The sequence below is a fragment of the Citrobacter sp. CF971 genome, from assembly GCF_006385635.1.
Lineage (GTDB): Bacteria > Pseudomonadota > Gammaproteobacteria > Enterobacterales > Enterobacteriaceae > Citrobacter > Citrobacter freundii.
On sequence record NZ_CP041051.1, the window covers coordinates 703,697 to 726,916 of the forward strand.

Here is a 23,220-nt window from a genome sequence, read left to right on the forward strand (position 1 = left end):
GCTGCCGGGGCTTGTCATGAACGTATTATACCGTCACTGTATCGGTCACAACACCCAGCTCTTCGACTATCTTTTGTAATCGGGCTATTTGTGCCACGTCTGGGAATACGCCCGCGACGCCACCCTGGTGAATATGCGTGAACGGCTGTTCAAAGAGTTGCTTCATCTCGATAGTGCCGCAATCACGGATATGATTTTTCAGCAGCGAAAGGAAACGCAATTGCGGGCTGCTCAGGCTGTTATCGGCAGCGAATTGTGCAAAACGCACCTCCACCGCGTCACTGTCCATACCGATAATGGTACGTAACAATTTATCCAGGCTGGCGGTTGCTTGCGGGTAGAACTCTTTCAACGCCCGAATATCGACGTTAGGATTCTGTATCAGCACCAATTTTGCCAGTTCATCCAGTTCACTTTGCGTTACCGGTTCGCCATTGCGGATTTTCTTCAGCACCGGGTTTTGCTGGAACAGTGGCTCTAATGCGCCCTGAACCTGCTGGCGATAAAGTTTGAAATCAATGGAACGAACGTTGGTTTTGCGGGTTTCCGTTCGAATCTGGCCTGCATCTTCAGTGATATCCACCTGCACCGAGCTGGGACGGGGCGTCGGATCTTTTTCCATCAGGTGCATGATGCCGCGTAGGTGAATGCGGATATCCTCCAACTCTTCCAGGCTGGCCTGCTTCCACCAGCTTAAATCATGAAGCTGATTAATCCGTTGCCCCTGCTGTTGTACCTGCGCCAGATGCGGCGGCAGGCGCTCCACTTTTTCGACGATGACCGGCCAGAGCACATCCAGCTCTTCCGGGTTGCTATAACGGGCAGTTTGCGCCGCCAGAATATCCATATCGAAACGCATGGCATCGCTTTGCCCGCGCACGTCCAGCCACTGCATCAGCGGGGCCAGGACAGATAGCAGATCCTGCAGTGTTTTCGGGGAAAGCTGGCGCAGCACTTTTTCATCGCTGTACTGCGCTTTTTGCTGCCACTTTTCCTGTACGGCAATCGACTTTTCATCCAGCGCGTTGATCTGCTCGCGGAGCTGGTGAGCGACTAAATCTACCGCCTGTTTGTCGAACTTACGTTGTGCAGCAGCCCCCAGCATAACCCACGCTTCGAAGCGTTTTTGCGCCAGCGATTTTGTCGCTGTGACTTCGGCCTCTTCGGTATGCAACTCGTGATACTCAAAGTTGCCCCAGTGATCGAAGATGCGGAATTTCTGTTTATCCAGCGGTTTGCCGTTTTCATCATTGCCGTATAGCCCTGAACAGAGGCGTGTACCACGGCCAATCATCTGCCAGAACTTTACTTTCGATTTGACTGGTTTGGCAAAGACCAGATTCACAATTTCCGGTACATCAATGCCGGTATCAAGCATGTCAACGGAGATAGCGATTGTCAGCTCTTTGTTGGTGCTTTCGTCCAGCCCTTTAAAATCGTCAATCAGTTGCTCGGCGCGGGGATCGTAGTTGTCGATGACCTGGCAGAAGCGTCCGGCAAACTGCGGGTACATGTCGTCGAACAATTCATTTAACAACAGTGCGTGTTTGTGGTTCCGGGCGAAAATGATGGTTTTACCTGGCAGCTGGCCGTCCCGATCTTTCAGGCCATTTTCCATCAGGTTACGCAGGATATAGCGGTTGGTGTCTTTGTTATAAATTGCCTCATCCAGCGCCTTACCATCAAATTCCAGCGTATTGGGATCTATACCCTGTTCTTCCAGTTCGCGGATTTGTGTGTCGCTTAACTTCTCCCGTTTGATGCCTTCGCGCAGGAATTCTGTGGTGTGCGTAACAACTTCATAGGGAACCAGATTATTATCGGCGATGGCATCTTCCAGGCTGTAGTTGGCGGTAGGGATACGTCCTTCACAACCAAACAGGCCGAAAGTGGTTTTACTCACCATGTCGATCGGCGTGGCCGTCAGGCCAATCTGGAGGGCATCAAAAAACTTAAACAGATCGCCGTAAACGTTATAGATCGAACGATGGGATTCATCGGCGATGATCAAATCAAAATAACCGACATCAAAATGGTCCATGATTTTCATCATGCCGGGATAGGTGGCGATGTAGATCCTAGCATTCTGCCTGTCTGCTTTCTTCGATTTCCCGACCACATACAGCGGCTCATTGGTGAACTGATTGAAGGCATTCGCCGCCTGTTTACGTAGCTCTTTTCGGTCACAAAGAAACAGGACGCGTTTTACCCAGCGGGCATCAATCATTAGTTTGCTTAGTGCAATCGCTACGCGGGTTTTGCCTGTACCAGTAGCCTGAACAATTAACGATTGCCGGTACTTGTTGGTAAACCGTTCGCTGACGCGGGCAATAGTTTCAAGTTGATACAAACGTCCGGCAACGGCCTTACCTTCGTTATCTTTAACGTGTGGGACACTATTCAGCGGTAGACGGGTTTCACGCTGCTGAATTAGGTATTGCAGGCTTTCCTTGCTGTAGAAGCCAAATACCCGACGCGGAGGATAACCATGGGTTTTATGGTCGTCCCACAGCCAGATATCGTAGCCGTTGGTGTAGAAGATGACCGGACGCTGACCATATTCTTTTTCCAACCAGTCGGCATACAGTCGGGCCTGAATTCGTCCTTGCTCGGCATTGATGCTGGTTTTTTTTGCTTCCACCACCGCCAGCGGTTTATGCGCCTCATCCCACAAGACATAATCCGCATAACCGTCACCGGTTGCAGTAGGTTGTTCTTTAACGGGGTGTTCCTGCGTAACCTGATCGGTATAATTAAGCTCTTCCCCTACATTCCAGTCGGCGGCAAGCAGGCGAGAATCAATCAGGCGGCGACGGGTTTCCGCTTCATCAATAGAGAGGATATCTGCAACATGCTGGTTGCGAGCTCTGGCTTCATTCAGGCGCTGAGTCAGGTGTTCGGCCTTTTCCTGCTCTTGCTGTAGTGCGCGTTGTAGCGCCAGTTCGCGCTCACGGCTTTCATCTTGAGCCCTGATTGCATCTTCCAGACGTTTTTCATCTGCACGACCTGAAGATTGTGTTAACGGAGGGAGAGAGAATTTGGGGCAGTTATCAACATTACCGTGGGCATAACGAACATACAGCCAGACCCCTAATAAATACGCTTCCTTAAGCAGCCAGTACGTATCTTTGGCTTTGATACGTCCGCCGTGCGCGGCGCGGTTGCCGTGTATACGTAGCGCATCCATTTTCATGATGATGGCTTCCGGCATCATGCTGGTAAAGACATCGGCGTTCATTAAATCATACAGATTTGCTTTGATGCCTTCAGGCAGCCGTTCCTGGCGGTATAACCAACGTACCATCAATTCGGTGTAGTTGCGCAGCTTGACCAGACAGCTTTCCGGATCGGAGTGAACATAGCGTTCCGCCATACACGCGAGTTCTGCCAGTTCCGGCCACTGGCTGCGCAACATTTCAAAATTGAGAGACTGCTCCATCAATCATCGCCTTATGTCGTGGATACAACAGGATTTCTGGAAAGAATATCACACTATTTTGGCTGACGAAGTGAGCCGGATGGCATACGGTGGCTATGAATGAGCTGATGTAACAACTTTAAAGAGATCAAGCATCTATTAATTACAGTCAATAGCGTGATTTTTTATACCGTGGGCACAGAATAGCTTTAAATACAGTAACGGTTCAGGAGCATTTCACCCTTATGACTACTCTCGTTTTTCCTATTCTCATGCGGATGAAGCACAACGCAATGAGCTAGAGAAACATCTGTCCCCGCTGAAGCGAATGGGGAAAATCACCACATGGCACGATCGCCGAATCGTTCCTGGGCAAGAGTTTGAACATCAGATCTACCACTATTTTTCGCAGGCAGATATTATCCTGTTGCTAATTAGCAGTGATTTCATCGCTTCTGACTATTGTTATCAGGTAGAGATGACCAACGCACTGGAGCGGCATAAAAAAGGCGAGGCGGTAGTCATTCCGGTGATTTTAAGAGAGTGTGCCTGGCATCAGTTGCCATTCGGCAGCATCATGGCAGCGACAATCGACGGTAAAGCTATAAGCAGGTTTGCCAGTCATGATGAGGGTTACGCTCAGGTCTCCGATGCTGTTTCCCGAGCCATTGCCAATTTGGATGCGAAAAAGCCGCTGCAGATTGTGCACGCCCCAGCTTCGGCTAATCCGATGCTTCAGGCAATTCAGGCAACGGATACCGTCTTTATACCGCGCTCGAGCAATCTTTCTCTACCAAAGAATTTTACTGATCTGTAGTGGCACACTGAATTTGGCCACCTGAACAGAGGTGATATGCTCACCTCAGAACATTACAGGTGCCTCAATGAAAAAAAGAAATTTCAGCGCAGAGTTTAAACGCGAATCCGCTCAACTGGTCCTTGATCAGAACTACACCGTTGCAGCTGCGGCCAGTGCTATGGATGTGGGTCTTTCTACCATGACGCGATGGGTAAAGCAGTTGCGGGATGAACGACAGGGCAAAATACCTAAAGCCTCCCCTATAACCCCGGAACAGATTGAAATACGTGAGCTGAAGAAAAAACTACAACGCATTGAAATGGAAAACGACATATTAAAAAAGGCTACAACCGCGCTCTTGATGCCAGACTCCCTGAACAGTTCTCATTAATCAGGAAACTCAGAGCGCAGTATCCTGTGGTCACACTTTGCCACGTGTTCGGGGTTCATCGCAGCTGCTACAAATACTGGGGAAAAAGCCCCGAAAAGCCAGACGGCAGGCGAGCTGTGTTACGCAGTCAGGTTCTGGAACTGCATAACATCAGCCATGGCTCTGCTGGCGCAAGAAGTATCGCGATTATGGCAACCCTGAAAGGCTTCAGAATGGGACGCTGGCTTGCCGGAAGGCTCATGAAAGAACCGGGTCTGGTGAGTTGTCAGCAGCCAACCCACCGGTATAAATGTGGTGGTCATGAACACACCGCTATCCCGAATCGCCTTGAGCGACAGTTTGCAGTGACAGAACCGAATCAGGTGTGGTGCGGCGATGTGACGTATATCTGGACAGGCAAGCGTTGGGCTTACCTTGCTGTTGTTCTCGATCTGTTCGCAAGGAAACCTGAGGGTTGGGCAATGTCATTCTCACCGGACAGCAAGCTGACATCAAAGCGCTGGAAATTGCGTGGGAAGCTCGCGGTAAACCCGCCGGAGTGATGTTCCACAGTGACAGTAATAATGCCGGTGTCAGTCTTTACCACCACTCAGTTTGCCGTTTAACCCGATTGGTGTGATTACTGATGCAGTGAAGACCTTTCCGCATCACATCACTACAAATATTGATTTTTGATTGTTGGATTCGCACCAGATTTCACCTCTGTAGGGTATTCAAAAATGCTCAGTTATTACTGATGCCTAAACTGCAGCGTTGCGGGCAGGTAGCGTTGTAGCGTTTCGGGCGTATCGCCCTCGATCAATTGGCTTATCAGATCATAGCAGTGCCAGGCCAACTGGCGGTTATCCTGCTGTACGGTATCGATACGCAGCGACAGCGAATCATAAAGATAGTGATCGTCAAAGCTCGTCAGATGGATATCTGAGTCGAGTAAATGGTGCTGGCTCATATAGCGCAGTACCCCTTCGAGCAGTCCACAGGCGGCAGTGAACAGCGCCTTAGGCGGCCGCCCAAGTCGCGCGCAGAGTGCGGCGAACATCTCATAGCCTGAGCTCGGGTGGTAGTTACCGTTAGTCACCCATTCCGGGCGCAGTGCAATACCCGCCTGAGCCAAACCCTGCGTGAAGCCGGTCAGACGATCGCGTGAAGGCGACAGACGCGACTGACCGCCTAAAAACCAGAACTCATCGCTATGCTTAGGTGCAATGCGGGAAATCAGTTCCGCCGTTGGGGTAATCGAATCAGTCATCACCAGCGGCAGCAGGCTTTCATTAGGACAACGGTCAAACAGCACTACTGGCAGTTGTTGGCTGAGCTTAAGATAGTCGGCATCGTTGTGCATACATGAAGCGACGATCAGACCGTCAACCTGGCGGGAAATCATGTTATTGACCACCACGCTCTCCTGACCGGGGTTTTCATCAGTACAAGAGATCAATAGCTGGACGCCTGCTTCGCGGCACAGCATTTCCAGCTCATGTGAAAAGACCGCAAAGCCGTGGTTGGTGATCTCCGGCACCACCAGTCCGATGGTGTGGCTGCGGTTGTCGCGCAGCGAGCGGGCGTGAATGCTTGGCTGATAGTGCTGCTCACGGGCAATCGCCAGTACTCGCTCACGCGTTTCCTGCGCCACACGCAGCTCCTTGCCACGACCGTTCAGTACTAGGCTGGCGGTCGCTTTTGAGACGCCAGCCTGTTCGGCTATATCTTTAATGGTTACGCGTTTAGTTTTCATTACGACGCCATGAGCTTGAGGCAAAACGCTTATTCTACCATGCAAGTTCGCAGCGGCCAGTAGCAGAATGCGTCCGGTGTGATGCCGGAGAACATTAGCTGCCCTGAACAGGCCGGGAAGTAGCGGCAGCTCATCACTCCTTCGCCGCCGTTGATGAAAATCTCCACGCTAGACTGGTCGATGAAAATATGCAGCGAGCGGACGTCTCCGCGCCAGTAACGATAATGCTTCTCGTCGCTGGCCAGACTGGGTCGGGCCAGGCGGATCCCGCTGGCATCGCGTTCAAGGGTTAATGCGCCGTCAAAATCGAGGCTCAAAATATCGTCCCCAGTGGTTTGTAGAACGATTTCCATCGGTGCCAGCGGCAGGGAGTTCCCTGCCCAGCCGTGCGCTTCGCCGCGCAGGGCGCTCAGCTCTCGTAGAGGACGTTGGTATAGCTGACCATCGATAAACTCCAGCTCACGCAGGCAGGTCATCTGATGGATCCAGCCGTTGGTGAGGGTCGGTTGAAGCATCTCTTCGCCCTCCGGCACGCCCATCCAGCCGACCAGCAGACGGCGGCCATCACTGGTAAGCATGGTTTGCGGGGCGTAGAACTCAAACCCTGCGTCCAATTCGTGCAGTTCGCCATGCTCGAAGGCCGCGCGGTGGTAGTCGAAATCGCCGCTCATCCACACTGCCGGGTAGGTGTTGAGATAGCGCTCTTTCTCACGAGGCACGCCCTGCGGGCAGCAAATCAGGACATGCTGGTCGCCGAGGGCAAACAGGTCCGGGCATTCCCACATATAGCCCGCGTCGTCCAGGCCATTGATGCCATAACCGGCGATTTCGCCCTGACTCGTCCACTCATGAAGGTCCGCTGAGCTGAATAACAACACCTTGCCACGCTTTTGCAAATCCTGTGCGCCCAGCACCATGTACCAGCGACCTTCGTGCTGCCAGACTTTCGGGTCACGCACGTGGCCGGTATAGCCCTCCGGCAGCGGTAATACCGGGCCGAGTTTGGTAAACGTGCCGTCGGCATTTTCCGTCGCCAGGCACTGCCACGCGGTTCGGCTGCCGTCGTCAAATTTTACGTTGCCGGTATAGCACAGGGTGAGCGTGCCGTGACTATCCACGGCGCTGCCGGAGTAGCAGCCGTTGCGGTCATACTCTTCATCCGGCATGAGCGCGATCGGCTCATGTTGCCAGTGCAGCAGGTCGGCAGAGCTCCAGTGCCCCCAGCACTTGAACTTATGATCGCAGGCGAGCGGGTTCCACTGATAAAACAGGTGATAACGTCCGGCAAATTCAATAAAGCCGTTGGGATCGTTCATCAGCCCGGTCACCGGCGCATGGTGCCAGCGGGGATAGTGGCTGTCGGTCAGCGCGCGCGGCTGGCCCTGCATAACAGCCTGCAAAATCGCAGGCAGGCGTGATGGATGTGACATTATTCAGCGTCCGTTTTGTATTTCAGTACCAGGGAGACGACAAAGGCGACGCCAAAGGCGATAACCATCCCGATAATGTAGTTCAGCAGCGAGCTGGCCTGCACGATAGCCATGCCAGGGATAGCCGTCAGGCCCACCGCGGTCATGTAAACATGCATGGATACCACCCACGCGCCGCCCACCGCGCCGCCAATCAGGGCTGCGATAAACGGTTTTACAAAGCGTAAGTTAATACCAAAAATCGCCGCTTCGGTGATGCCGAGCATGGCAGAAAACGCCGAGGGCAGGGTAATGGCTTTGATTTTGGCATCTTTCGTTTTGAACCACACCGCCAGACAAGCACCGCCCTGAGCGACGTTGGCCATCGCCCAAATCGGCAGCAGGAAGTTGACGCCGATGGATGGGTTGCCCAGCAGTCCCGCTTCGATGGCGTGGAAGCTGTGGTGAATACCGGTAATGACGATAACTGAATAGAGACCGCCAAACAGCAGTCCGGCCAGCCAACCGGCGTGGGTAATCAGGGTGCTAAGGACAAACGAAATACCGTCGCCAAGCGCGCGACCAGCCGGGCCGATAATTAGCAGGGCGATAAAACCGGAAATGATCACCGTCAGGAACGGCGTCAGGATCAGATCCAGTGCATCGGGGATCACGCGACGCAGCTGTTTCTCAACGATGCTCATAAACCACACCGCCAGCAGCACCGGGAACACCGTGCCCTGATAGCCGATCATGGCAATCTCAAGGCCGAAGAAGTTCATGGTGTGGAAACCGGCGGCCACACCCCAGGCGTTGGTGAGCGCCGGGTGAGTCAGGATGCCGCCAAGCGTCGCGCCAAGATAAGGATTACCACCGAACTCGCGGGCGGCGGTGAAGCCAATCAGAATCGGCAGAATAATAAACGCCGCTGAGCTGCACATATCCAGCATGATGTAGATGGCGTTACCCGGGTCGACCCAGCCGTACGTTTTAACCATCCCCAGAAGGCCCATCAACAGGCCGGAGGCGACGATAGCCGGGATGATCGGCACAAAGATGTTCGACAACAGGCGGGCAATGCGCTGGAAAGGATTCAGTTTTTTCGCCGCAATGTCGGCAGCTTCCGATTTGCTGGATTCGCCAATCCCTGCCGCCTGGATAAAGGCGGCGTAGACTTTGTTCACCACCCCGGTGCCGAAGATAATCTGCATCTGTCCGGCGTTACGGAAACAGCCCTTCACCCCATCAATTTTGCCGATGGCCTGCTGATCGGCCAGTGAGTCATCGACCAGCACCAGGCGCAGGCGTGTGGCACAGTGCGCGGCGCTGGCGATATTTTCCTTGCCTCCCAGAAGCGGAAGTAGCGAGCGGGAAATCTGTTCAAAATCCATAGTACCCTCTGAATGCGTATTGATTTTCGAGTTGTCGTCCCGTGGTAGCCGGGGCGCATTCTCTTCGTTGTTATTGTGTCCGGGGCGACGAAACGTATTTTGTCGCCCCGGCGGTTACTGTCGCCAGGTGTTAACCATCAAAACCAGGTTTCCATCTGCATCCCGAACGACCATTCGCCGCCCGATTTAAACCCACTGCTACCCAGCGCGTCATCGCTGGCGTAATTATTGAGTTTTTTGCTCCAGTCCATCCATGAGGTATAAAGACGGATTTCAGGACGACTGAAGAAATCACCGATGTCGCCAACCTTAAAGGTCGGGGCGAAGGTGAGCTTGTAGAAGCTACCGTTTACCGCATGGCGATCGTTATAACCTTCAGGTTTGAGATCCATATACTGGTAGCTGCCTTCATAAGCGAGGGCGAAGTTCTGATTGATCTCCTGGATCAGGCGCATGTTCAGCGTCGCCCACTGGTAGCTGTCGCCATCGACATAACGGTCTTTACTGGTTTGTGCCAGTATCGCCGGGGCGATAAACCAGTTCTTGCTCAGTGGCGTGGTGCCGTAGCTGGCGAAGCGCCAGGTGTTAGCCCCCGAGCGTAACGCGCCATCAGAGCCGACACCTTTAACTTCTGCACCCAGACCGTGACCGTAGAGCAGGGCGGTTTTGCTGGCACCTTCACGCAGGCCGTAAAAACTGTCGTTGTGCAATCCGAGCAGCGTATGCACGCCGGTATTTGCCGCATCGCCTTTGACCGGATTACCGTTAGTATCCTGGCGTTCGTCGTTGTCTTTTGCCCGCATCCCGCTGACCATCACCTGCACCGGACCGATGAAATTGTTCATGCTGACGATGTAGTTCTGCACGCTGTTGCTGGTATCAGCAATATCGCCAAAGTTACGCCCGTAAAGAGAGAAGTTGCTTCGAACGCTGTCGTTCCACCTGACGTCGTAAATACCGCCGCCGGTACCGGCGAGGAACACGACATCCGAGTCGATCCAGTGAATGTCAAAGTTATCCCGGTCAAAGCGTTTCCCGGCCCACAGGGTTGAGCCTTTAAACGGCCCGTCGAAGGTGGGCAGGTTACCCAGTTCAACAAAGGCCTGACGAACGTTCAAATCACTGGTGCTTGCCGTCCAGTCGTTATAAGTGGTTTGACCGTCGGCGACCATGACTTTGAAGCGGGTCGTTGCCCCGTTATCCAGGGTCTGCTTATGTTCAAGATTCATTTCAACATAGGTATCGGCCTGGTTTCCCAGACGTCCAATAGCCCCGCCGGTTTCCCCTGCTGGCGTCATATAGGCCCCGGATTTGGTGCTGGCACCGGAGTCATTCATTATCACCCCGGAGCGGGCGTAGCCGTGGAACTCAAACCCGCTTTTCTCATCGGCTTTTTTCTCCAGTTTGGCGGTACGCTGAGCCACTTCCTGAGTGCTGTCCTGGGTTTTTTGTTGCTGTGTCGTGAGCTGCTGTACTTTCTTCTCTGCCGACTCTGCGCGGGTTTCTGCCGTTTGCGCTCTGTTTTCGGCATCCTGTAAGCGTTTTTCCAGCGCAATTAAACGGGCTTCGATACTGCTGAGATCCGTTTGTGCATGGGCTGAGGCGGCGCCGGTTAGCAAAGCGATAAGAACCGCGAGTGTGCTTTTTCTGAACATATTGATTGCATCCCAAAAGGAAAATAAAAAATTGTGTGTTTTTGCTAAACCGGTTTAGTTGCTATGTTAAGCACGACATTTAACATTTTGAAATTGATTTTGCTAAACCGGTTTAATAAGTGTGATGGATGCAACAAAGTGGACCGCGTACGACGGTATTTAGGATCAAATCTGGCGGTGTAGATCGCGCTGGTATGGCAGGGCAGTCATCGCGCCTTTCGCCAGGGTTGCCAGGGCACCGCAGGTTTGCGCCAGAGCGAGCGTTGGCTCCAGGGCATTGATATCCGCCGGCATCCCGTTGGCAGCAAGGCTGGCAAGCAGTCCGGCGACAAACGCATCGCCCGCACCGGTGGTATCCACGCTGACAACCGGTTTAGCGCTGAAATGGGTAAACTTCTGCTGAAAAGCGGCAAGCACCCCCGCTTTGCCCCGCGTCACCAGTAGCAATTCCGGCTGATAGCGCTCTGTTACGCTGGCGATTCCGTATGCTAAATCTTTACTGCCGCTGATGAAGACCAGCTCCTCTTCCGATAGCTTTACCACGTTTGCCATGGACAAAGCGCGATCGAGGCAGGCTTGCAGCAAAGCCTGATCCTGCCAGAGATCAGGACGAATATTAGGGTCAAAGCTGATCCGACCGCCGACAGACTTGATGTTCTCCATAGCCGCGAAGGTAGCACTGCGGCTGGGCTCGGCGCTGAGCGCGATGGAGCAGACGTGCAACCACTGTCCGGCGGCAAACTGTGGCAGGTCTTCTTCAGCCAGGAACAGGTCAGCGCTGGGGCGTACCATAAAGGTAAAGGTGCGTTCACCTTGGTCATCAAGGTCGACCACCACAGTGGACGTGCGGTGATGATCGTCAAGATACATATGGCTGACGTCGACCTGCTCCTGTTGCAGGGTATGACGCATGTAGCGGCCAAACGGGTCACCGCCGACGCGGCCGATAAATCCGCTGTTGCCGCCAAGGCGGGCAACCCCTACCGCCACGTTAGCCGGCGCGCCTCCAGGGCACTGTAGCAAGCGCCCTTCACTCTCCGGTAGCAGGTCCACCACTGCGTCGCCCAGAACCCAAACTTTTGCTTTCATGCTAAAACCCTCCAAGGCTAAACTTAATTAAACCGGTTTAGCATATTAAATCACAATGAATGAGTGGGTGGAATGTTCCAGCCGGAAAAGCGCTGCTCAGGGCATAAAAACGTGAGCCGCCTTACGAAATAGAATTGATTCGACAGCTGTGAAGACTTACGTCCTGGACACAAATGGATCCTGGATAAATTACCATACAACTTGATGAAATTATTATGTTTTATCTTATTTTGGACTGACCCCACAACAGTAGACATTTCCTGTCCTCACGACGAGGCCTGTTCGAAGGCCTCCGGACTGACGCCGCCGAGGTGGCTGTGACGCCGGGCCCGGTTGTAGAAGATTTCAATGTAATCGAAGATATCGGCCCGGGCCAGATCCCGGGTTTTATAGATACGTTTTCTGATCCGTTCTTTTTTCAGCGAACTGAAGAACGATTCGGCCACCGCATTATCCCAGCAGTTGCCACGCCGGCTCATGCTCGGTGCCAGGTTATTGGCCCGGCAGAAGCGCTGCCAGTCGTCACTGCCGTACTGGCTGCCCTGATCGCTATGTACGATAACCTCGCCGTCCGGTTTTCGACGCCACACGGCCATCATCAGAGCGTCCAGCGCGAGTTCGCGAGAGAGAGTGGGCTTCATCGACCAGCCAACCACGTTACGGGCGAAGAGATCGATAACCACCGCCAGATACAGCCAGCCCTGCCAGGTGCGGATATAAGTAATATCGGTGACCCAGACCTGATTGGCGCGGACAACGGTAAACTGACGCTGCACACGATTAGGCGCAACCACTGAAGGTCGGCCAGCGATACGACGCGGAGCTTTATAGCCGCGCACGGCTTTAATCCGGTTCAGTTGCATAATACGGCCCACCCGGTTTTTGCCGCAGGTTTCACCGATCTCATTCAGATCGCCATGAACCCGACGATAGCCATAGACGCCACCGCTCAGGGAATATGAATCGCGGATGAGCGTCAGCAGACGCTGGTTATCTTTATCCCGCGCAGAGACCGCACGCATAAAACCCGGCCCGGGCAACGCACAACACCCGACACATCGTCATGACACCCCATACAGTGCGGTGCTCATTGATAAAGCGGTACTTCAGTCGGGCTCCCTTGCAAAGTACCGCGCGGCCTTTTTCAGAATATCCCGTTCTTCCTCAGTGCGCTTCAGCTGTGCCCCGAGCTTCAGGATCTCGCTTTTGGCTTCCAGTAAATCCCGGGCATGCTGTTCGCTGTTATCAGGCTTGATAGCCCGTAGCCACTTGTAGAGACTGTGCGCAGAAACGCCCAGACGGTCGGATACTTCAGCAACAGAATAACCGCGCTCCGTTATCTGACGGACGGCTTCTTCCTTAAATTCAGGTGTAAATCGTGGTGTGCCCATACGCTCCTCCTATGCTCAAACTATAGGGCAGGATCGTCTACCGGGGTGGGGTCAGTCCAACTATAGGGCAGGATCGTCTACCGGGGTGGGGTCAGTCCACAATGAGGCAAAAAAGTGTCTACGAAACCCGGGTCTATTCAGATAGATGTCGGTTGATAAAGAGGTAACAGCCATCAGAGCGCTGAGAATGAGCAGAAACGAGTGGCCGTTTTTTTAGCTGTAGCCGACTGTGTACGTGCCTGTTGATTAAGCATGGTGATCCGTTGGACATGAAAAGATAAACGCATATTAACAGGTATTTAGAATACTGATAATCCTAGGCAAGAGGATAGAGACTATGAGTGGAATTCATTAATGCTGAGTGTAAGCAGATTCATGCATCTCTGATCCTCAGGGAATACTCTTAGGAGATATTAATTTGTGGATAATCAAAGTGAGCTTACTTTTTGGTAAAGATGATTTTATGTGCAGTTTAGCAGGCGGAATTATTTCCTGGATTCGCAAATACGATAATGCAACCACTCTTCCACATCGCTTTTTAACCATCGGGAAGCTCTGCCCAACTTAATTGGCTTCGGGAATAAGCCATCCTGTATTAGCTTATAGAACCATTTATCGCTAAGGCCAGTAAGTTGAGTGATGAATTTCATGTCAATAAACTGATCGTCCAGTAAAGCAGGTTTAGTTAGCATGTCGATGTGTCCCGGTAATATCTGTTAACCGGAGCGGGTGTTAGTAATTATTACTACTCGCTCCTCCACATCAACTGTTGGCTCTGTAAAAAATAAACCACGCTAAAGACTATCGCTATTTCTGGGTCTGCCTAACCCACTTGGCGGAGGAACCTCATTACTTCCCCAGATATACATCCCATTTTTTTGTTCCTCTTTAGCAAGATAGCTGATGATGTATCTTAATTCATTAATGCTCTTGATATCCGAATGGTTAATTTTTCGGTTAATATCAGCCTGATAATTTTTCTTGTAATTGCTCCAGTTATAATAACCCTCTGCATTTGTTATCTCTCTCCAGAACTCACTAACTCTCTGTACCAGCGGAAATGGTTTTTGTGTATGATGACCATCGAGATAGAATATAACATGTGCATGAAAACCATGATCTGGTGTACGTTCAATGACCCAGAAGTAACCAGTTACGAACGAACAGGATTCTGTTTTTTTCATTAATTTCCGCACGTCTGACTCAATTGTTCTGTAAGTGCTCTGACGAAATCTGGAAGTCGACTTTATATAGAATAAATCAATCCTTACACCCAGTACCCTTGAGTATCGGTGTAGCATATCATTCAGATGACTGTTAATGAGAGAGTATAAAAACCAGTTAATATCATAACGGGTGTTACTGGGGTAGGGGAAATGCATGGCTCAATCCTCGCTGTTTATGCTCAGAGGATTTGCGTTGTATGTAAATTATCACCCTTTTACAAGTTTGAATATATGCAGTGGTGAGAGTGAGGCAGAAGATTATGGAACAGAGTAAAGATGTAGTATATTTCAGGTGACTTCATTATTAATTATACTAATTAACCCAAATTAATAGCCAACATTAATCAACACCTGTTTACCTTTCATTTTCATTCACCTCTCTGAGTGAAGTCGCTGTGCGACACGCAGCTGCCCTGGCAAGTCTCTGCCCGTTTCATCTCCTTCCGGATACATCATCACTTGCGATACGACAGTGTCACTTATCAGGGCAAATGAAAGGTTTTTCCTGTAAAAAATCGCCATTTCTGTAATCAGGATAGTTTACTGACATTGTGTAAATTTGTCATGCTCTTCAGATAACCTAATTAACCCCATTAAAACGCACTTATGCTGTAAAAAACAGCCTGATTATCATTACTAAATAATTATGCTTTTAAAGCATTTTTATTACTGTTAAATTATGTTTTTCATGGTTGATTGACGGGTGATTTTGATACATCAGAATGCACGATAAACGTGACAGGGGAACGGTATGGCATTGATGGACTACAGGCGTTTGAGGAGATACAACCAGTACCTGGGGTACCTGGCTGTTAGGTATGGGATAAGGATTGACACCAATACAACAAAAAGTTACCACTCTGCTGCTCAGTATGCTGATGAAATTAACACAGCTTTAAACTCTCTCTGTAAAAATCTTAAAGAGCGAAAAAAAATAATCAGAGAGATGAAAAAGCATGCTGCTATCAATATTGTTCCTGATAAGTATTTTGACTGGATGAAATCAAGCAGACGTGCTGCATGTTATTCATACTTTTGGCTTGTCAGTAACGATATATTACTTACTTCCAGGTTAAATAATTCAGGCATCAATTTCGCAGAGGGTTTATTGATATCAACTCCGATCATTAAAGATGATGCACTTATAACGCAGTCAACGAGTCAATGGGAAATTGATGTTGATTCAAAAAATGATAAGGCATGCGTGGAAGATGTTAAAGGCGTGAAAAAGTTGATTGCAGACTTAAACAGAGAAAAAGCAATAAATACAATTAACGTTCAGGGTTTTACTCTTGATAATGGCCCTTCAGCCATAAAGGATGTAGTTTCTCATGTAGCTAACGGTGTTAATTTCCAATCGCTAAATTCATTATACGATTCTGAAGAAAGCTATATTTCTTCAAGCATGACTTTCGTTGATAATCTGGCTATGAGCGTTAATGATAAAATAGAAGTCATCGATCGCCTTTATAAGTCATGGCGTACTGAATTTGGCAATTACCCTCAACCTTTTTCATGGATTGATCTTGATGATGAGGATAATCTCCTCTGGCTGTGGGATTATATGCAAAAGAGCTTTATTGGTTGCGATGTATCTCCTGCCACCAGAAAACAAATGAATGATTTTCTTCTGGCGACATTTGATAACTGGGCTGGCTGGAGCAAAGAACAGCACGCTTTCATCAAAAATGAATCATATAGTTTCGAACTGGATGCAGACAAAAATAAGCAACACTTTCTGGCTCGAGCCAGAAACGCCTGGATCCAAAAAAGACATCGGGAGAAGAATGCAAAGGACATGTCAGGGATTAAACTGACAGCACAGTCTAAAAAGAAATTACTTGCGTTGCAGGATGCGACAGGCATTGAATCAAATACCTTACTTAAAGCATATATTGATGATGCTTATAAGAAAATGAAATCTGTAAAAAACGATTAATCAAAAAATATTCAGATATATATCATCCTCGTGAACAGCCCTGATGTGACGGCAGAACTTTCGGGTACTGCCGTTTTCATTTTAATTCTTCAGAGGAATGACGATGCACGAAAAAGAAGTTCTGCAGACCTTTATACAACCGCTTTCCGGCCTGCCCCAGTGGGTATCTGAACGCATTCTGCTGCAGATAAATCAGTTAGCCCACTACGAGCCTGTAATAGGCATTATGGGGAAAACCGGCGCGGGCAAGAGCAGCCTTTGTAATACGTTGTTTGCCGGGGAAGTATCACCCGTCAGCGATGTGGCTGCCTGCACCCGTGAGCCACTGCGCTTTCGTCTGCAGGTCGGTGAGCGAGTTATGACCATCGTTGACCTGCCTGGCGTGGGGGAAAGTAGTGCCCGCGATACCGGGTATGCTGCACTGTACCGTGAACAGCTTCCCCGGCTCGACCTGGTGCTGTGGCTGATTAAGGCCGATGACCGGGCACTGGCGGTGGATGAGCATTTTTATCATCAGGTAATTGGTGAGGCTTACCGGCATAAGGTGCTGTTTGTTATCAGCCAGTCCGACAAGGTTGAACCCACCAGCTGTGGGGGGCTGTTGTCCACGGAGCAGAAGCAGAATATCAGCCGAAAAATCTGTCTGTTGCATGAACTGTTTCAGCCCGTGCATCCCGTGTGTGCGGTGTCGGTCCGGCTGCAGTGGGGATTGCGGATAATGGCCGAACGGATGATCCGTTGCCTGCCTCGTGAAGCCAGCAGCCCGGTGGTCGCGCAACTGCAGTCTCCCTTTCGCACAGCGACAGTCCAGAAAAAAGCGCGTGACGATTTTGGTGAAACCGTCGGCGCGGCGCTGGATACGGTGAGTGCCCTGCCGCTGATACCGGCTCCGGTACGGGCAGTCATACGCGCGGTGCGCGACACCGTGGTGTCGGTCGCCCGTACCATCTGGAACTTCTTCTTCTGAATATTAAATCCTGCCAGTAGTTTTCCGAGCCCTGTCGCCTGTGCGACAGGGCTTTCTTTTATTTGTTTCCCCCGTTATGAGGAGTCTGTTTATGACCCGTCTGGCTTCGCGCTTTGGTGCTGCAAATCTTATTCGTCGTGACCGTCCGTTAACCCGTGAAGAGCTGTTTCGCGTGGTGCCCAGCGTATTTAGCGAGGACAAACACGAGTCCCGCAGTGAACGCTACACCTATACCCCACAATGGATAACGCTGGAACCCCGCATTTTCGTCTGGATGGACCGCTTCTGTGATGAGTACAGCGGTGGTATCTGGTCCTTTTACACGCTCAGCAATGGCGGCGCGTTTATGGCCCCTGATGCTGACAGTGACGATAAATGGCATCTGTTCAACGGTATGAATGGCAATGGCGCGGACATGAGTGCTGAAGCAGCAGGCATTGCTGTCTGCCTGATTGAGTTTAGCCACCACGCCTGTCGCACGGGGTGCGATGCCATGACCGCGCACTATTACCGCCTGCGGGACTATGCCCTGCAGCATCCCGAAGCTCACGCCATTCTGAGCATTATTGATTGAACAGAGGAACAACGGATGAAACAGCTTTCCTTTTTACCTGACGAAATGACGCCACAGGACCGGCGTCTCATTCAGCGGGCGCTCAGGGCTCTGGAGCGGCACCTGCATGAGCCTGGGGTAGCCTTCACCTCCACTCATGCCGTCCGGGAGTGGTTGCGGCTGCATATGGCCGTGCTTGAGCGGGAAGAGTTCCGGGTGCTGTATCTGGATAATCAGAACCAGCTTATCGCCCATGAGACGCTCTTTAGTGGCACGATTAACCGTACCGAGGTGCATCCCCGGGAGGTGGTCAAGCGCGCTCTGTACTTCAACGCGGCGGCGGTGATACTGGCGCATAACCATCCTTCCGGCGAGACGACGCCCAGTCAGGCTGACAAAGCCCTCACGCAGCGACTGGTTCAGGTACTTCAACTGGTTGATATCCGCATCCCTGACCACCTGATTGTCGGTGGCAGGCAAATCTATTCATTCGCTGAACACGGTCTGCTGTGAGGTATTACATGAAAATTATCAGTAAACGCCGGGCAATGACGATATACCGCCAGCATCCTGAGTCCCGAATCTTTCGTTTCTGCACCGGCAAATATCAGTGGCACGGTAGCGTCTGCCATTACACCGGCAGGGAAGTTCCGGATATCACAGGAGTCCTGGCTGTGTACGCCGAACGCCGCCAGGACCGCAACGGACCGTATACCTGCCTGATGAGTATTACCCTGAACTGACAATAAAGGAGTTTATCAATGGGCAACATCAAATGGGGCTGCAGCGGGATATCACACCGCGCCTGGGGGCCCGTCTGGTACAGGAAGGAAACCGGCTGCACTATCTGGCTGACCGGGCCAGCATCACTGGTAAATTCAGTGACGCCGAATGCCGGAAGCTGGATGAAACATTCCCGCACTTTATCAGCCAGATGGAGTCGATGCTGACCACCGATGAACTGAATCCCCGTCATGCGCACTGCATCACTCTGTACCAGGACGAACTCACGTGTGAAGCAGATACTCTGGGTTCCTATGGCTATGTCTATATAGTCATCTATCCCACTCAGCGCTGACCAACCCCAGCCTTAACCTTTACGGAAACAACTTTATGAAATCTCTTCCTGCAAATCAGCGGGTGGCGAAGCCATGCCCGCCGCCAGTACTTGTCTGGCAAACGCTACTTACACGCCTGCTGAAGCAACACTACGGCTTGGCACTGAACGATACACCATTCAGTGATGAGAACGTTATTCAGGAGCATATCAACGCCGGTATTACGCTGGCTGATGCCGTTAACTTTCTGGTGGAAAAGTACGAACTGGTTCGTATCGATCGCAGAGGTTTTAACTGTCAGAAGCAATCACCTTATCTTCGGGCAGTAGATATTTTACGGGCAAGGCAAGCAACCGGCCTTTTGCGGCAAAGCTATCATCCTTCGACACGCTGAATCTTGCGAGCCGTCTTCCCGAATTACATTCCCGATCTTTCTTCCTTATTTACTCATTGCATAATGCGCCTGCCATTCCCGGCGGGCGCGTTTGATTTTTACGGACAAAATATCATGCAAACTGAAGCTGAAGTATTAACCGCTCATAGTGAGCTAATTTGCTCGACCAGTATTGAACGTATTGTTACTGGTCGTGATACCGCGCTTAAGGAAATTGAATCTCTGATTCTTCAACTTGAAGAAATCTCCCGACTGACTTCCATGATTGGTGGCAATAATGCGGATCACTGGGCGATGAGACAGGGTGGCTCCTTTGACTGCTGGTTGATGCAACCAGTGGGCAAAGCGATGCCAGTCATCACCCGGAATATCGACCGTAGCATCTGGCGTGACCTGATGCTGAAATCCGGGATGTTGGCCTTGATGGATGCCGAAGCCCGCAGTCAGTGGGTGAAGAATCTAGAGGAGGGCGATCTCCCGGCTATTAGCGAAGCCAACATCCTGAATACCTTTGAACAACTTCACCACAATAAGCAAGACGTTTTCGAACGTGGGATTATCAATGTATTTAAAGGGTTAAGCTGGGACTACAAAACCAATAATCCCTGTTATTTCGGTAAGAAGATTATCGTCAACAATCTGGTGAAGCATGACAGATGGGGCTATAGCCTGAACTGGGGCTGGCGACGCGACCAGCTTGCCGATCTGGAAAGGATGCTCCGCCTACTGGATGGTCAAACCATTCCAGATAGCCGACATGATGTATCCATCAGGTTTATGGATTTTATCCGCGATAATCCTCGTGCGCAGATATTTGAGGACGACCTCTTCATTATTCGCTATTTCCAGAAAGGGAGTGGGCATATCACGTTTAAGCGTTTGGATCTGATCGAAAAGATGAATGATATCGTGGCAAAGCACTATCCGAAGGCTTTGCCAGCAAGATGAAGTGTGATGTTTTTATAAGCAGGGGGGAAGGTCAAAAAATATGATTCAAAGATTACGGGCTCCCTGATAGGGCTATCTACACCGTACGTCTCCGGCATAAAAAGGAGAATGTTGAGGGAGTACTTTTTACATTAATGAGTGTTGCTTATCACCATTAAACTCATTTTTGTGTTTTTTACTCAATATTGTGTTTTAATGGCATTCATCACATTTATGTCGGAGGTATGCCATCTTGCAAAACAAAATCAAAGAACTTCGTACCCAACTGTCAATCACTCAGCGTGAATTGGCCGATATGGTTGGTACCAGCCAGCAACAGATTCAACGTATCGAAACAGGGAAAGTTGCGGCTAAGTTAGGGCTGGCACAAGCAATCAGTGCTGTTTTAAAAAAGCCGTTGAACGCTGTTTTTCCTGATAGTGACAACCTGCTACAGAAATTGCGTAATCAAGGTAGTCGTAGCAGCGACGAACTGAAAGATATTGCCGCAAGCGGAATTGAGATGGATGGCCGCTTTTGGACGGTAAAGCTCTGGTTACGGGGGCAGAAAGATTATTTGCTACTACCCATTTCTCCGGCTGATAAGCGTCGTTTTTACTCATACTTTGAAGAAAGCACTGTCCCAGATCATGAGCGTTTTTTTGTTTTCGATTCAGAGCAGCATCGTTATGCCATAAATGTCCGAGAAGTCATTTTCCACCAATTCTTGTTTGATGGTTTTCCACCTATCCCTGATGACGAGGACAGCGATACTAATGAAGGAAGCTATGGTAATGTCCATATTACAATGGTGAACGGTGGCCCAGTCATTGAGCTATGCTGTGAGTCCGAGGTATCGGAGAACGATGAATTTGACGATATTGGTCAGTTGAACGCATTGTTTGATACTTTGGAGTTAGAGCCTGAATCAACAGAGCGATACCAGATAACCGATGAGGATGGAGAGGATGCTTTCATCCGTATTGGCTCTGTTGCGATGGTCCGAATCTCGCTCGATGTACTGGATTCGGTTGAGGAAGATAATGACTGACAGAGGTCGGCATCTTAACCTTGCATACTTGTTCGGGTTCGATGCCGAAAATCAATGAAATTATGTGTTGGTATCTGTGTTGGTATAACATTTGATTGTTTTTTATTAATTATTTTAAATCATGAGGTTAAGTTAAATGTGCGAGTCCGGCCTTCGCACTCACCCTCTAAACACCTCTTTCCTGTGCCACTCCACAAACCCTTCTTGTGGATAATTTTCGCGCATCATCGGTAGAGCAATCTCTTTCCCGGCAAAATCCCAGAATAGTCTGCCCACTATGCCGCTGCCATTTACTGCGGGAGATACCTGAACTCGCATATTCTCATCCAGGCCAATCGAACCTTTATCAAAGGCTTTATGGTGGATTGCGCACAGCGCCAGGCCGTTTGAAGTCTCGCACGGGCCGCCGTGCTGTTTCCATTTGATATGGGCAGCTTCTAACGCAACTGAAGTGCTGTCGTGGCGCATATTGAAACCACAAATGGCACATTCATAGTTATAGGCACGCAGAACCTGCTGGCGGAACAATGGGTCCCGCTGTTTGCGGATTTGCAGGATATCAAATCCCAGTTCATCCGCGCTCTCTTCCTGGATGCTTTCGGTGAAGTGCGCCTCGAGGATTTGCTGGGCCAGGGCGTTGATGAGGCTTTTGCTCTTTTTCAGCAGGGCAAAATGCTGTTCATCAAAACCTCCGGCAACGTTGTGCGTTACCAGTTCCCCAGCAGGGGGCTGTTTGCTGCTACCGGATGTTGAACAATGCTCGGCGTTTTGTAGCTCCCAGAACCCATCTCCCTGTAAGCGCCAGAAAGGCATATCCGGGCGGTACTGCGCGCGCTGTGGTCCAAATCGCTCCAGCAGACTATGCAACGGGTCGCGAACTTCCGAACCGTAGTCAAACAGGCGACCGTGACCCTGCTGATAACCTGCCAGCACATGAAGCAGTAGCAGAGGCTTGTGCGGCGCACGCTGCTCGCCTTTACGCCAGATGGTGATGTCGGCAATTGCCTGTTGCAGGGTTTTACTGGAAGTCATTGATTTCATTATCGGGTAAATAATTGCGATGATGCTCGCAAAATATCACCTGATCAAGAGGAGTGAGGCCGATAAACTATAGACGTCACTTTATCGCTTGCCGTTATTTCAGAAAGCCTTTGGTTAAAGGAACCAGCCCCATGAATGAACTACCTGACACGCTGCCGCGTGAGTACGTGATCAAGGCCATTCACGCCTATGACTCGGGCTTCTCACATCGTTTCAAAGAGGCACGGTTTTACGAGCTGGAATTTCAGGGGCGTCGCTATCCGTCAAAAGCCATTGCCGGAATTGCGGCGACGCTTTTGACGGGCAAAGCGTTTACCCCTCAGGATTTCTCCGGCGGTATCAGTTCGAAATGCGTCAGATTATTGACTGAGCAAGGTTTTCATATTGTTCAGGATAAAAAGCGTGCTGCGGCGGTGAGCGACACGATCTTTCCTGAAGAACTCGAAGCGCAAACTGAATATATAGAAGGAGCAGCGACTCAGGTGACCGTGAATCGCTATGAGCGCGACCGCAACGCCCGACAGGCAGCTCTTCGCCATCACGGTTGTCAGTGCAAAGTCTGTGGCATCGATATGTCAAAGGTCTACGGTAAGATTGCCGAAGGGTTTATCCATGTTCATCACCTGGTACCCTTATCGGCAATTAAAGAAGACTACCGCCTTGATCCCATCAATGACCTGATCCCCGTGTGTCCAAATTGTCATGCTATGCTGCATCGGCGCCTACCGCCGTATACCCCAGAAGAACTGAAAAATATGCTGTGCTAAACGCTCAAAAAAGGCGCCC

20 protein-coding genes and 2 pseudogenes are annotated in these 23,220 nt (G+C 50.6%); 12 read left to right on the forward strand and 10 right to left on the reverse strand.

The features are described from left to right. Nucleotides 1–25: 25 nt before the first annotated feature. Nucleotides 26–3,439, reverse strand: coding sequence for a DEAD/DEAH box helicase family protein (locus E6P06_RS06875; RefSeq protein WP_110249105.1), 3,414 nt, complete (start codon nucleotides 3,437–3,439; stop codon nucleotides 26–28). A gap of 289 nt (nucleotides 3,440–3,728) precedes the next feature. On the opposite strand from E6P06_RS06875, the gene E6P06_RS06880 reads away from it, so the two are divergent. Further along, nucleotides 3,729–4,235 carry a toll/interleukin-1 receptor domain-containing protein gene (locus E6P06_RS06880; RefSeq protein ID WP_226807884.1) on the forward strand — a complete coding sequence of 169 codons (507 nt, stop codon included), beginning with the start codon at nucleotides 3,729–3,731 and terminating at the stop codon, nucleotides 4,233–4,235. Between the two features lie 67 nt (nucleotides 4,236–4,302). Further along, a pseudogene (locus E6P06_RS06885) lies at nucleotides 4,303–5,173 on the forward strand (IS3 family transposase); the annotation flags it as partial. A 165-nt stretch (nucleotides 5,174–5,338) separates the two neighbouring features. Here the strand turns inward: E6P06_RS06885 and E6P06_RS06890 are convergent. From E6P06_RS06890 to E6P06_RS06930, 8 genes and pseudogenes are all read right to left on the reverse strand, one after another. Beyond that, a complete protein-coding gene (locus E6P06_RS06890; RefSeq protein WP_139935060.1) occupies nucleotides 5,339–6,343 on the reverse strand; it encodes a LacI family DNA-binding transcriptional regulator in 1,005 nt (334 codons plus the stop codon). Between the two features lie 29 nt (nucleotides 6,344–6,372). Beyond that, nucleotides 6,373–7,773: a sucrose-6-phosphate hydrolase gene (locus E6P06_RS06895; protein ID WP_110249104.1), complete on the reverse strand. Its 1,401-nt coding sequence runs from the start codon at nucleotides 7,771–7,773 to the stop codon at nucleotides 6,373–6,375. Beyond that, the gene (locus E6P06_RS06900) at nucleotides 7,773–9,143 is read right to left on the reverse strand and encodes a sucrose-specific PTS transporter subunit IIBC (protein WP_000345204.1); all 1,371 of its coding nucleotides are present in this window, start codon (nucleotides 9,141–9,143) and stop codon (nucleotides 7,773–7,775) included. Before E6P06_RS06900 ends, E6P06_RS06895 begins: the two co-directional genes overlap by 1 nt. Nucleotides 9,144–9,280: 137 nt before the next feature. Beyond that, a complete protein-coding gene (locus E6P06_RS06905) occupies nucleotides 9,281–10,798 on the reverse strand; it encodes a carbohydrate porin (RefSeq protein ID WP_110249103.1) in 1,518 nt (505 codons plus the stop codon). Between the two features lie 165 nt (nucleotides 10,799–10,963). Beyond that, nucleotides 10,964–11,887: an aminoimidazole riboside kinase gene (locus E6P06_RS06910; protein WP_099530855.1), complete on the reverse strand. Its 924-nt coding sequence runs from the start codon at nucleotides 11,885–11,887 to the stop codon at nucleotides 10,964–10,966. A gap of 266 nt (nucleotides 11,888–12,153) precedes the next feature. Then, nucleotides 12,154–13,278: pseudogene (locus E6P06_RS06915) on the reverse strand (IS3 family transposase). Nucleotides 13,279–13,763: 485 nt separating this feature from the next. Further along, complete coding sequence (locus E6P06_RS06925; protein ID WP_047359073.1) at nucleotides 13,764–13,970, reverse strand: AlpA family transcriptional regulator; 207 nt, start codon at nucleotides 13,968–13,970, stop codon at nucleotides 13,764–13,766. A 102-nt stretch (nucleotides 13,971–14,072) separates the two neighbouring features. Beyond that, nucleotides 14,073–14,660: an inovirus-type Gp2 protein gene (locus tag E6P06_RS06930; RefSeq protein WP_047359072.1), complete on the reverse strand. Its 588-nt coding sequence runs from the start codon at nucleotides 14,658–14,660 to the stop codon at nucleotides 14,073–14,075. Nucleotides 14,661–15,255: 595 nt separating this feature from the next. Between E6P06_RS06930 and E6P06_RS06935 the strand changes: the two genes are divergently transcribed. From E6P06_RS06935 to E6P06_RS06975, 9 genes are all read left to right on the forward strand, one after another. Next, entirely contained in the window at nucleotides 15,256–16,443 is a 1,188-nt protein-coding gene (locus E6P06_RS06935) for a hypothetical protein (RefSeq protein ID WP_110249205.1), read from the forward strand. 103 nt (nucleotides 16,444–16,546) lie between these two features. After that, nucleotides 16,547–17,410 carry a GTPase family protein gene (locus E6P06_RS06940; protein WP_110249206.1) on the forward strand — a complete coding sequence of 288 codons (864 nt, stop codon included), beginning with the start codon at nucleotides 16,547–16,549 and terminating at the stop codon, nucleotides 17,408–17,410. 91 nt (nucleotides 17,411–17,501) lie between these two features. Next, nucleotides 17,502–17,984: an antirestriction protein gene (locus E6P06_RS06945; RefSeq protein ID WP_139935062.1), complete on the forward strand. Its 483-nt coding sequence runs from the start codon at nucleotides 17,502–17,504 to the stop codon at nucleotides 17,982–17,984. 15 nt (nucleotides 17,985–17,999) lie between these two features. Beyond that, on the forward strand, nucleotides 18,000–18,476 hold the full coding sequence (locus E6P06_RS06950; protein WP_126957113.1) for a RadC family protein: 477 nt from the start codon (nucleotides 18,000–18,002) through the stop codon (nucleotides 18,474–18,476). 8 nt (nucleotides 18,477–18,484) lie between these two features. Next, nucleotides 18,485–18,706, forward strand: coding sequence for a DUF987 domain-containing protein (locus E6P06_RS06955; protein WP_110249213.1), 222 nt, complete (start codon nucleotides 18,485–18,487; stop codon nucleotides 18,704–18,706). A 32-nt stretch (nucleotides 18,707–18,738) separates the two neighbouring features. Next, entirely contained in the window at nucleotides 18,739–19,041 is a 303-nt protein-coding gene (locus E6P06_RS06960) for a type IV toxin-antitoxin system YeeU family antitoxin (RefSeq protein WP_126957115.1), read from the forward strand. A 35-nt stretch (nucleotides 19,042–19,076) separates the two neighbouring features. Continuing rightward, the gene (locus tag E6P06_RS06965; RefSeq protein WP_110249215.1) at nucleotides 19,077–19,415 is read left to right on the forward strand and encodes a TA system toxin CbtA family protein; all 339 of its coding nucleotides are present in this window, start codon (nucleotides 19,077–19,079) and stop codon (nucleotides 19,413–19,415) included. A gap of 114 nt (nucleotides 19,416–19,529) precedes the next feature. Beyond that, nucleotides 19,530–20,363 carry a DUF4942 domain-containing protein gene (locus E6P06_RS06970; protein ID WP_110249234.1) on the forward strand — a complete coding sequence of 278 codons (834 nt, stop codon included), beginning with the start codon at nucleotides 19,530–19,532 and terminating at the stop codon, nucleotides 20,361–20,363. Nucleotides 20,364–20,595: 232 nt separating this feature from the next. Then, complete coding sequence (locus E6P06_RS06975) at nucleotides 20,596–21,393, forward strand: helix-turn-helix transcriptional regulator (protein ID WP_110249216.1); 798 nt, start codon at nucleotides 20,596–20,598, stop codon at nucleotides 21,391–21,393. 159 nt (nucleotides 21,394–21,552) lie between these two features. On the opposite strand, the gene E6P06_RS06985 is transcribed toward E6P06_RS06975, so the two are convergent. Further along, nucleotides 21,553–22,425, reverse strand: a complete 873-nt coding sequence (locus E6P06_RS06985) for a phosphorothioated DNA-binding restriction endonuclease (RefSeq protein ID WP_139935063.1) — start codon at nucleotides 22,423–22,425, stop codon at nucleotides 21,553–21,555. Between the two features lie 140 nt (nucleotides 22,426–22,565). Between E6P06_RS06985 and E6P06_RS06990 the strand changes: the two genes are divergently transcribed. Next, the gene (locus tag E6P06_RS06990) at nucleotides 22,566–23,201 is read left to right on the forward strand and encodes an HNH endonuclease (RefSeq protein ID WP_139935064.1); all 636 of its coding nucleotides are present in this window, start codon (nucleotides 22,566–22,568) and stop codon (nucleotides 23,199–23,201) included. Nucleotides 23,202–23,220: the final 19 nt, after the last annotated feature.

What these genes read in the sequence shown, in the direction of transcription:
- E6P06_RS06910 (WP_099530855.1), bottom strand. Translation starts at nt 11,887, where the DNA reads ATGAAAGCAAAAGTTTGGGTTCTGGGCGACGCAGTGGTGGACCTGCTA.
- E6P06_RS06950 (WP_126957113.1), top strand. Translation starts at nt 18,000, where the DNA reads ATGAAACAGCTTTCCTTTTTACCTGACGAAATGACGCCACAGGACCGG.
- E6P06_RS06945 (WP_139935062.1), top strand. Translation starts at nt 17,502, where the DNA reads ATGACCCGTCTGGCTTCGCGCTTTGGTGCTGCAAATCTTATTCGTCGT.
- E6P06_RS06960 (WP_126957115.1), top strand. Translation starts at nt 18,739, where the DNA reads ATGGGGCTGCAGCGGGATATCACACCGCGCCTGGGGGCCCGTCTGGTA.
- E6P06_RS06965 (WP_110249215.1), top strand. Translation starts at nt 19,077, where the DNA reads ATGAAATCTCTTCCTGCAAATCAGCGGGTGGCGAAGCCATGCCCGCCG.
- E6P06_RS06970 (WP_110249234.1), top strand. Translation starts at nt 19,530, where the DNA reads ATGCAAACTGAAGCTGAAGTATTAACCGCTCATAGTGAGCTAATTTGC.
- E6P06_RS06990 (WP_139935064.1), top strand. Translation starts at nt 22,566, where the DNA reads ATGAATGAACTACCTGACACGCTGCCGCGTGAGTACGTGATCAAGGCC.
- E6P06_RS06985 (WP_139935063.1), bottom strand. Translation starts at nt 22,425, where the DNA reads ATGACTTCCAGTAAAACCCTGCAACAGGCAATTGCCGACATCACCATC.
- E6P06_RS06895 (WP_110249104.1), bottom strand. Translation starts at nt 7,773, where the DNA reads ATGTCACATCCATCACGCCTGCCTGCGATTTTGCAGGCTGTTATGCAG.
- E6P06_RS06900 (WP_000345204.1), bottom strand. Translation starts at nt 9,143, where the DNA reads ATGGATTTTGAACAGATTTCCCGCTCGCTACTTCCGCTTCTGGGAGGC.
- E6P06_RS06955 (WP_110249213.1), top strand. Translation starts at nt 18,485, where the DNA reads ATGAAAATTATCAGTAAACGCCGGGCAATGACGATATACCGCCAGCAT.
- E6P06_RS06875 (WP_110249105.1), bottom strand. Translation starts at nt 3,439, where the DNA reads ATGGAGCAGTCTCTCAATTTTGAAATGTTGCGCAGCCAGTGGCCGGAA.
- E6P06_RS06935 (WP_110249205.1), top strand. Translation starts at nt 15,256, where the DNA reads ATGGCATTGATGGACTACAGGCGTTTGAGGAGATACAACCAGTACCTG.
- E6P06_RS06930 (WP_047359072.1), bottom strand. Translation starts at nt 14,660, where the DNA reads ATGCATTTCCCCTACCCCAGTAACACCCGTTATGATATTAACTGGTTT.
- E6P06_RS06925 (WP_047359073.1), bottom strand. Translation starts at nt 13,970, where the DNA reads ATGCTAACTAAACCTGCTTTACTGGACGATCAGTTTATTGACATGAAA.
- E6P06_RS06940 (WP_110249206.1), top strand. Translation starts at nt 16,547, where the DNA reads ATGCACGAAAAAGAAGTTCTGCAGACCTTTATACAACCGCTTTCCGGC.
- E6P06_RS06890 (WP_139935060.1), bottom strand. Translation starts at nt 6,343, where the DNA reads ATGAAAACTAAACGCGTAACCATTAAAGATATAGCCGAACAGGCTGGC.
- E6P06_RS06905 (WP_110249103.1), bottom strand. Translation starts at nt 10,798, where the DNA reads ATGTTCAGAAAAAGCACACTCGCGGTTCTTATCGCTTTGCTAACCGGC.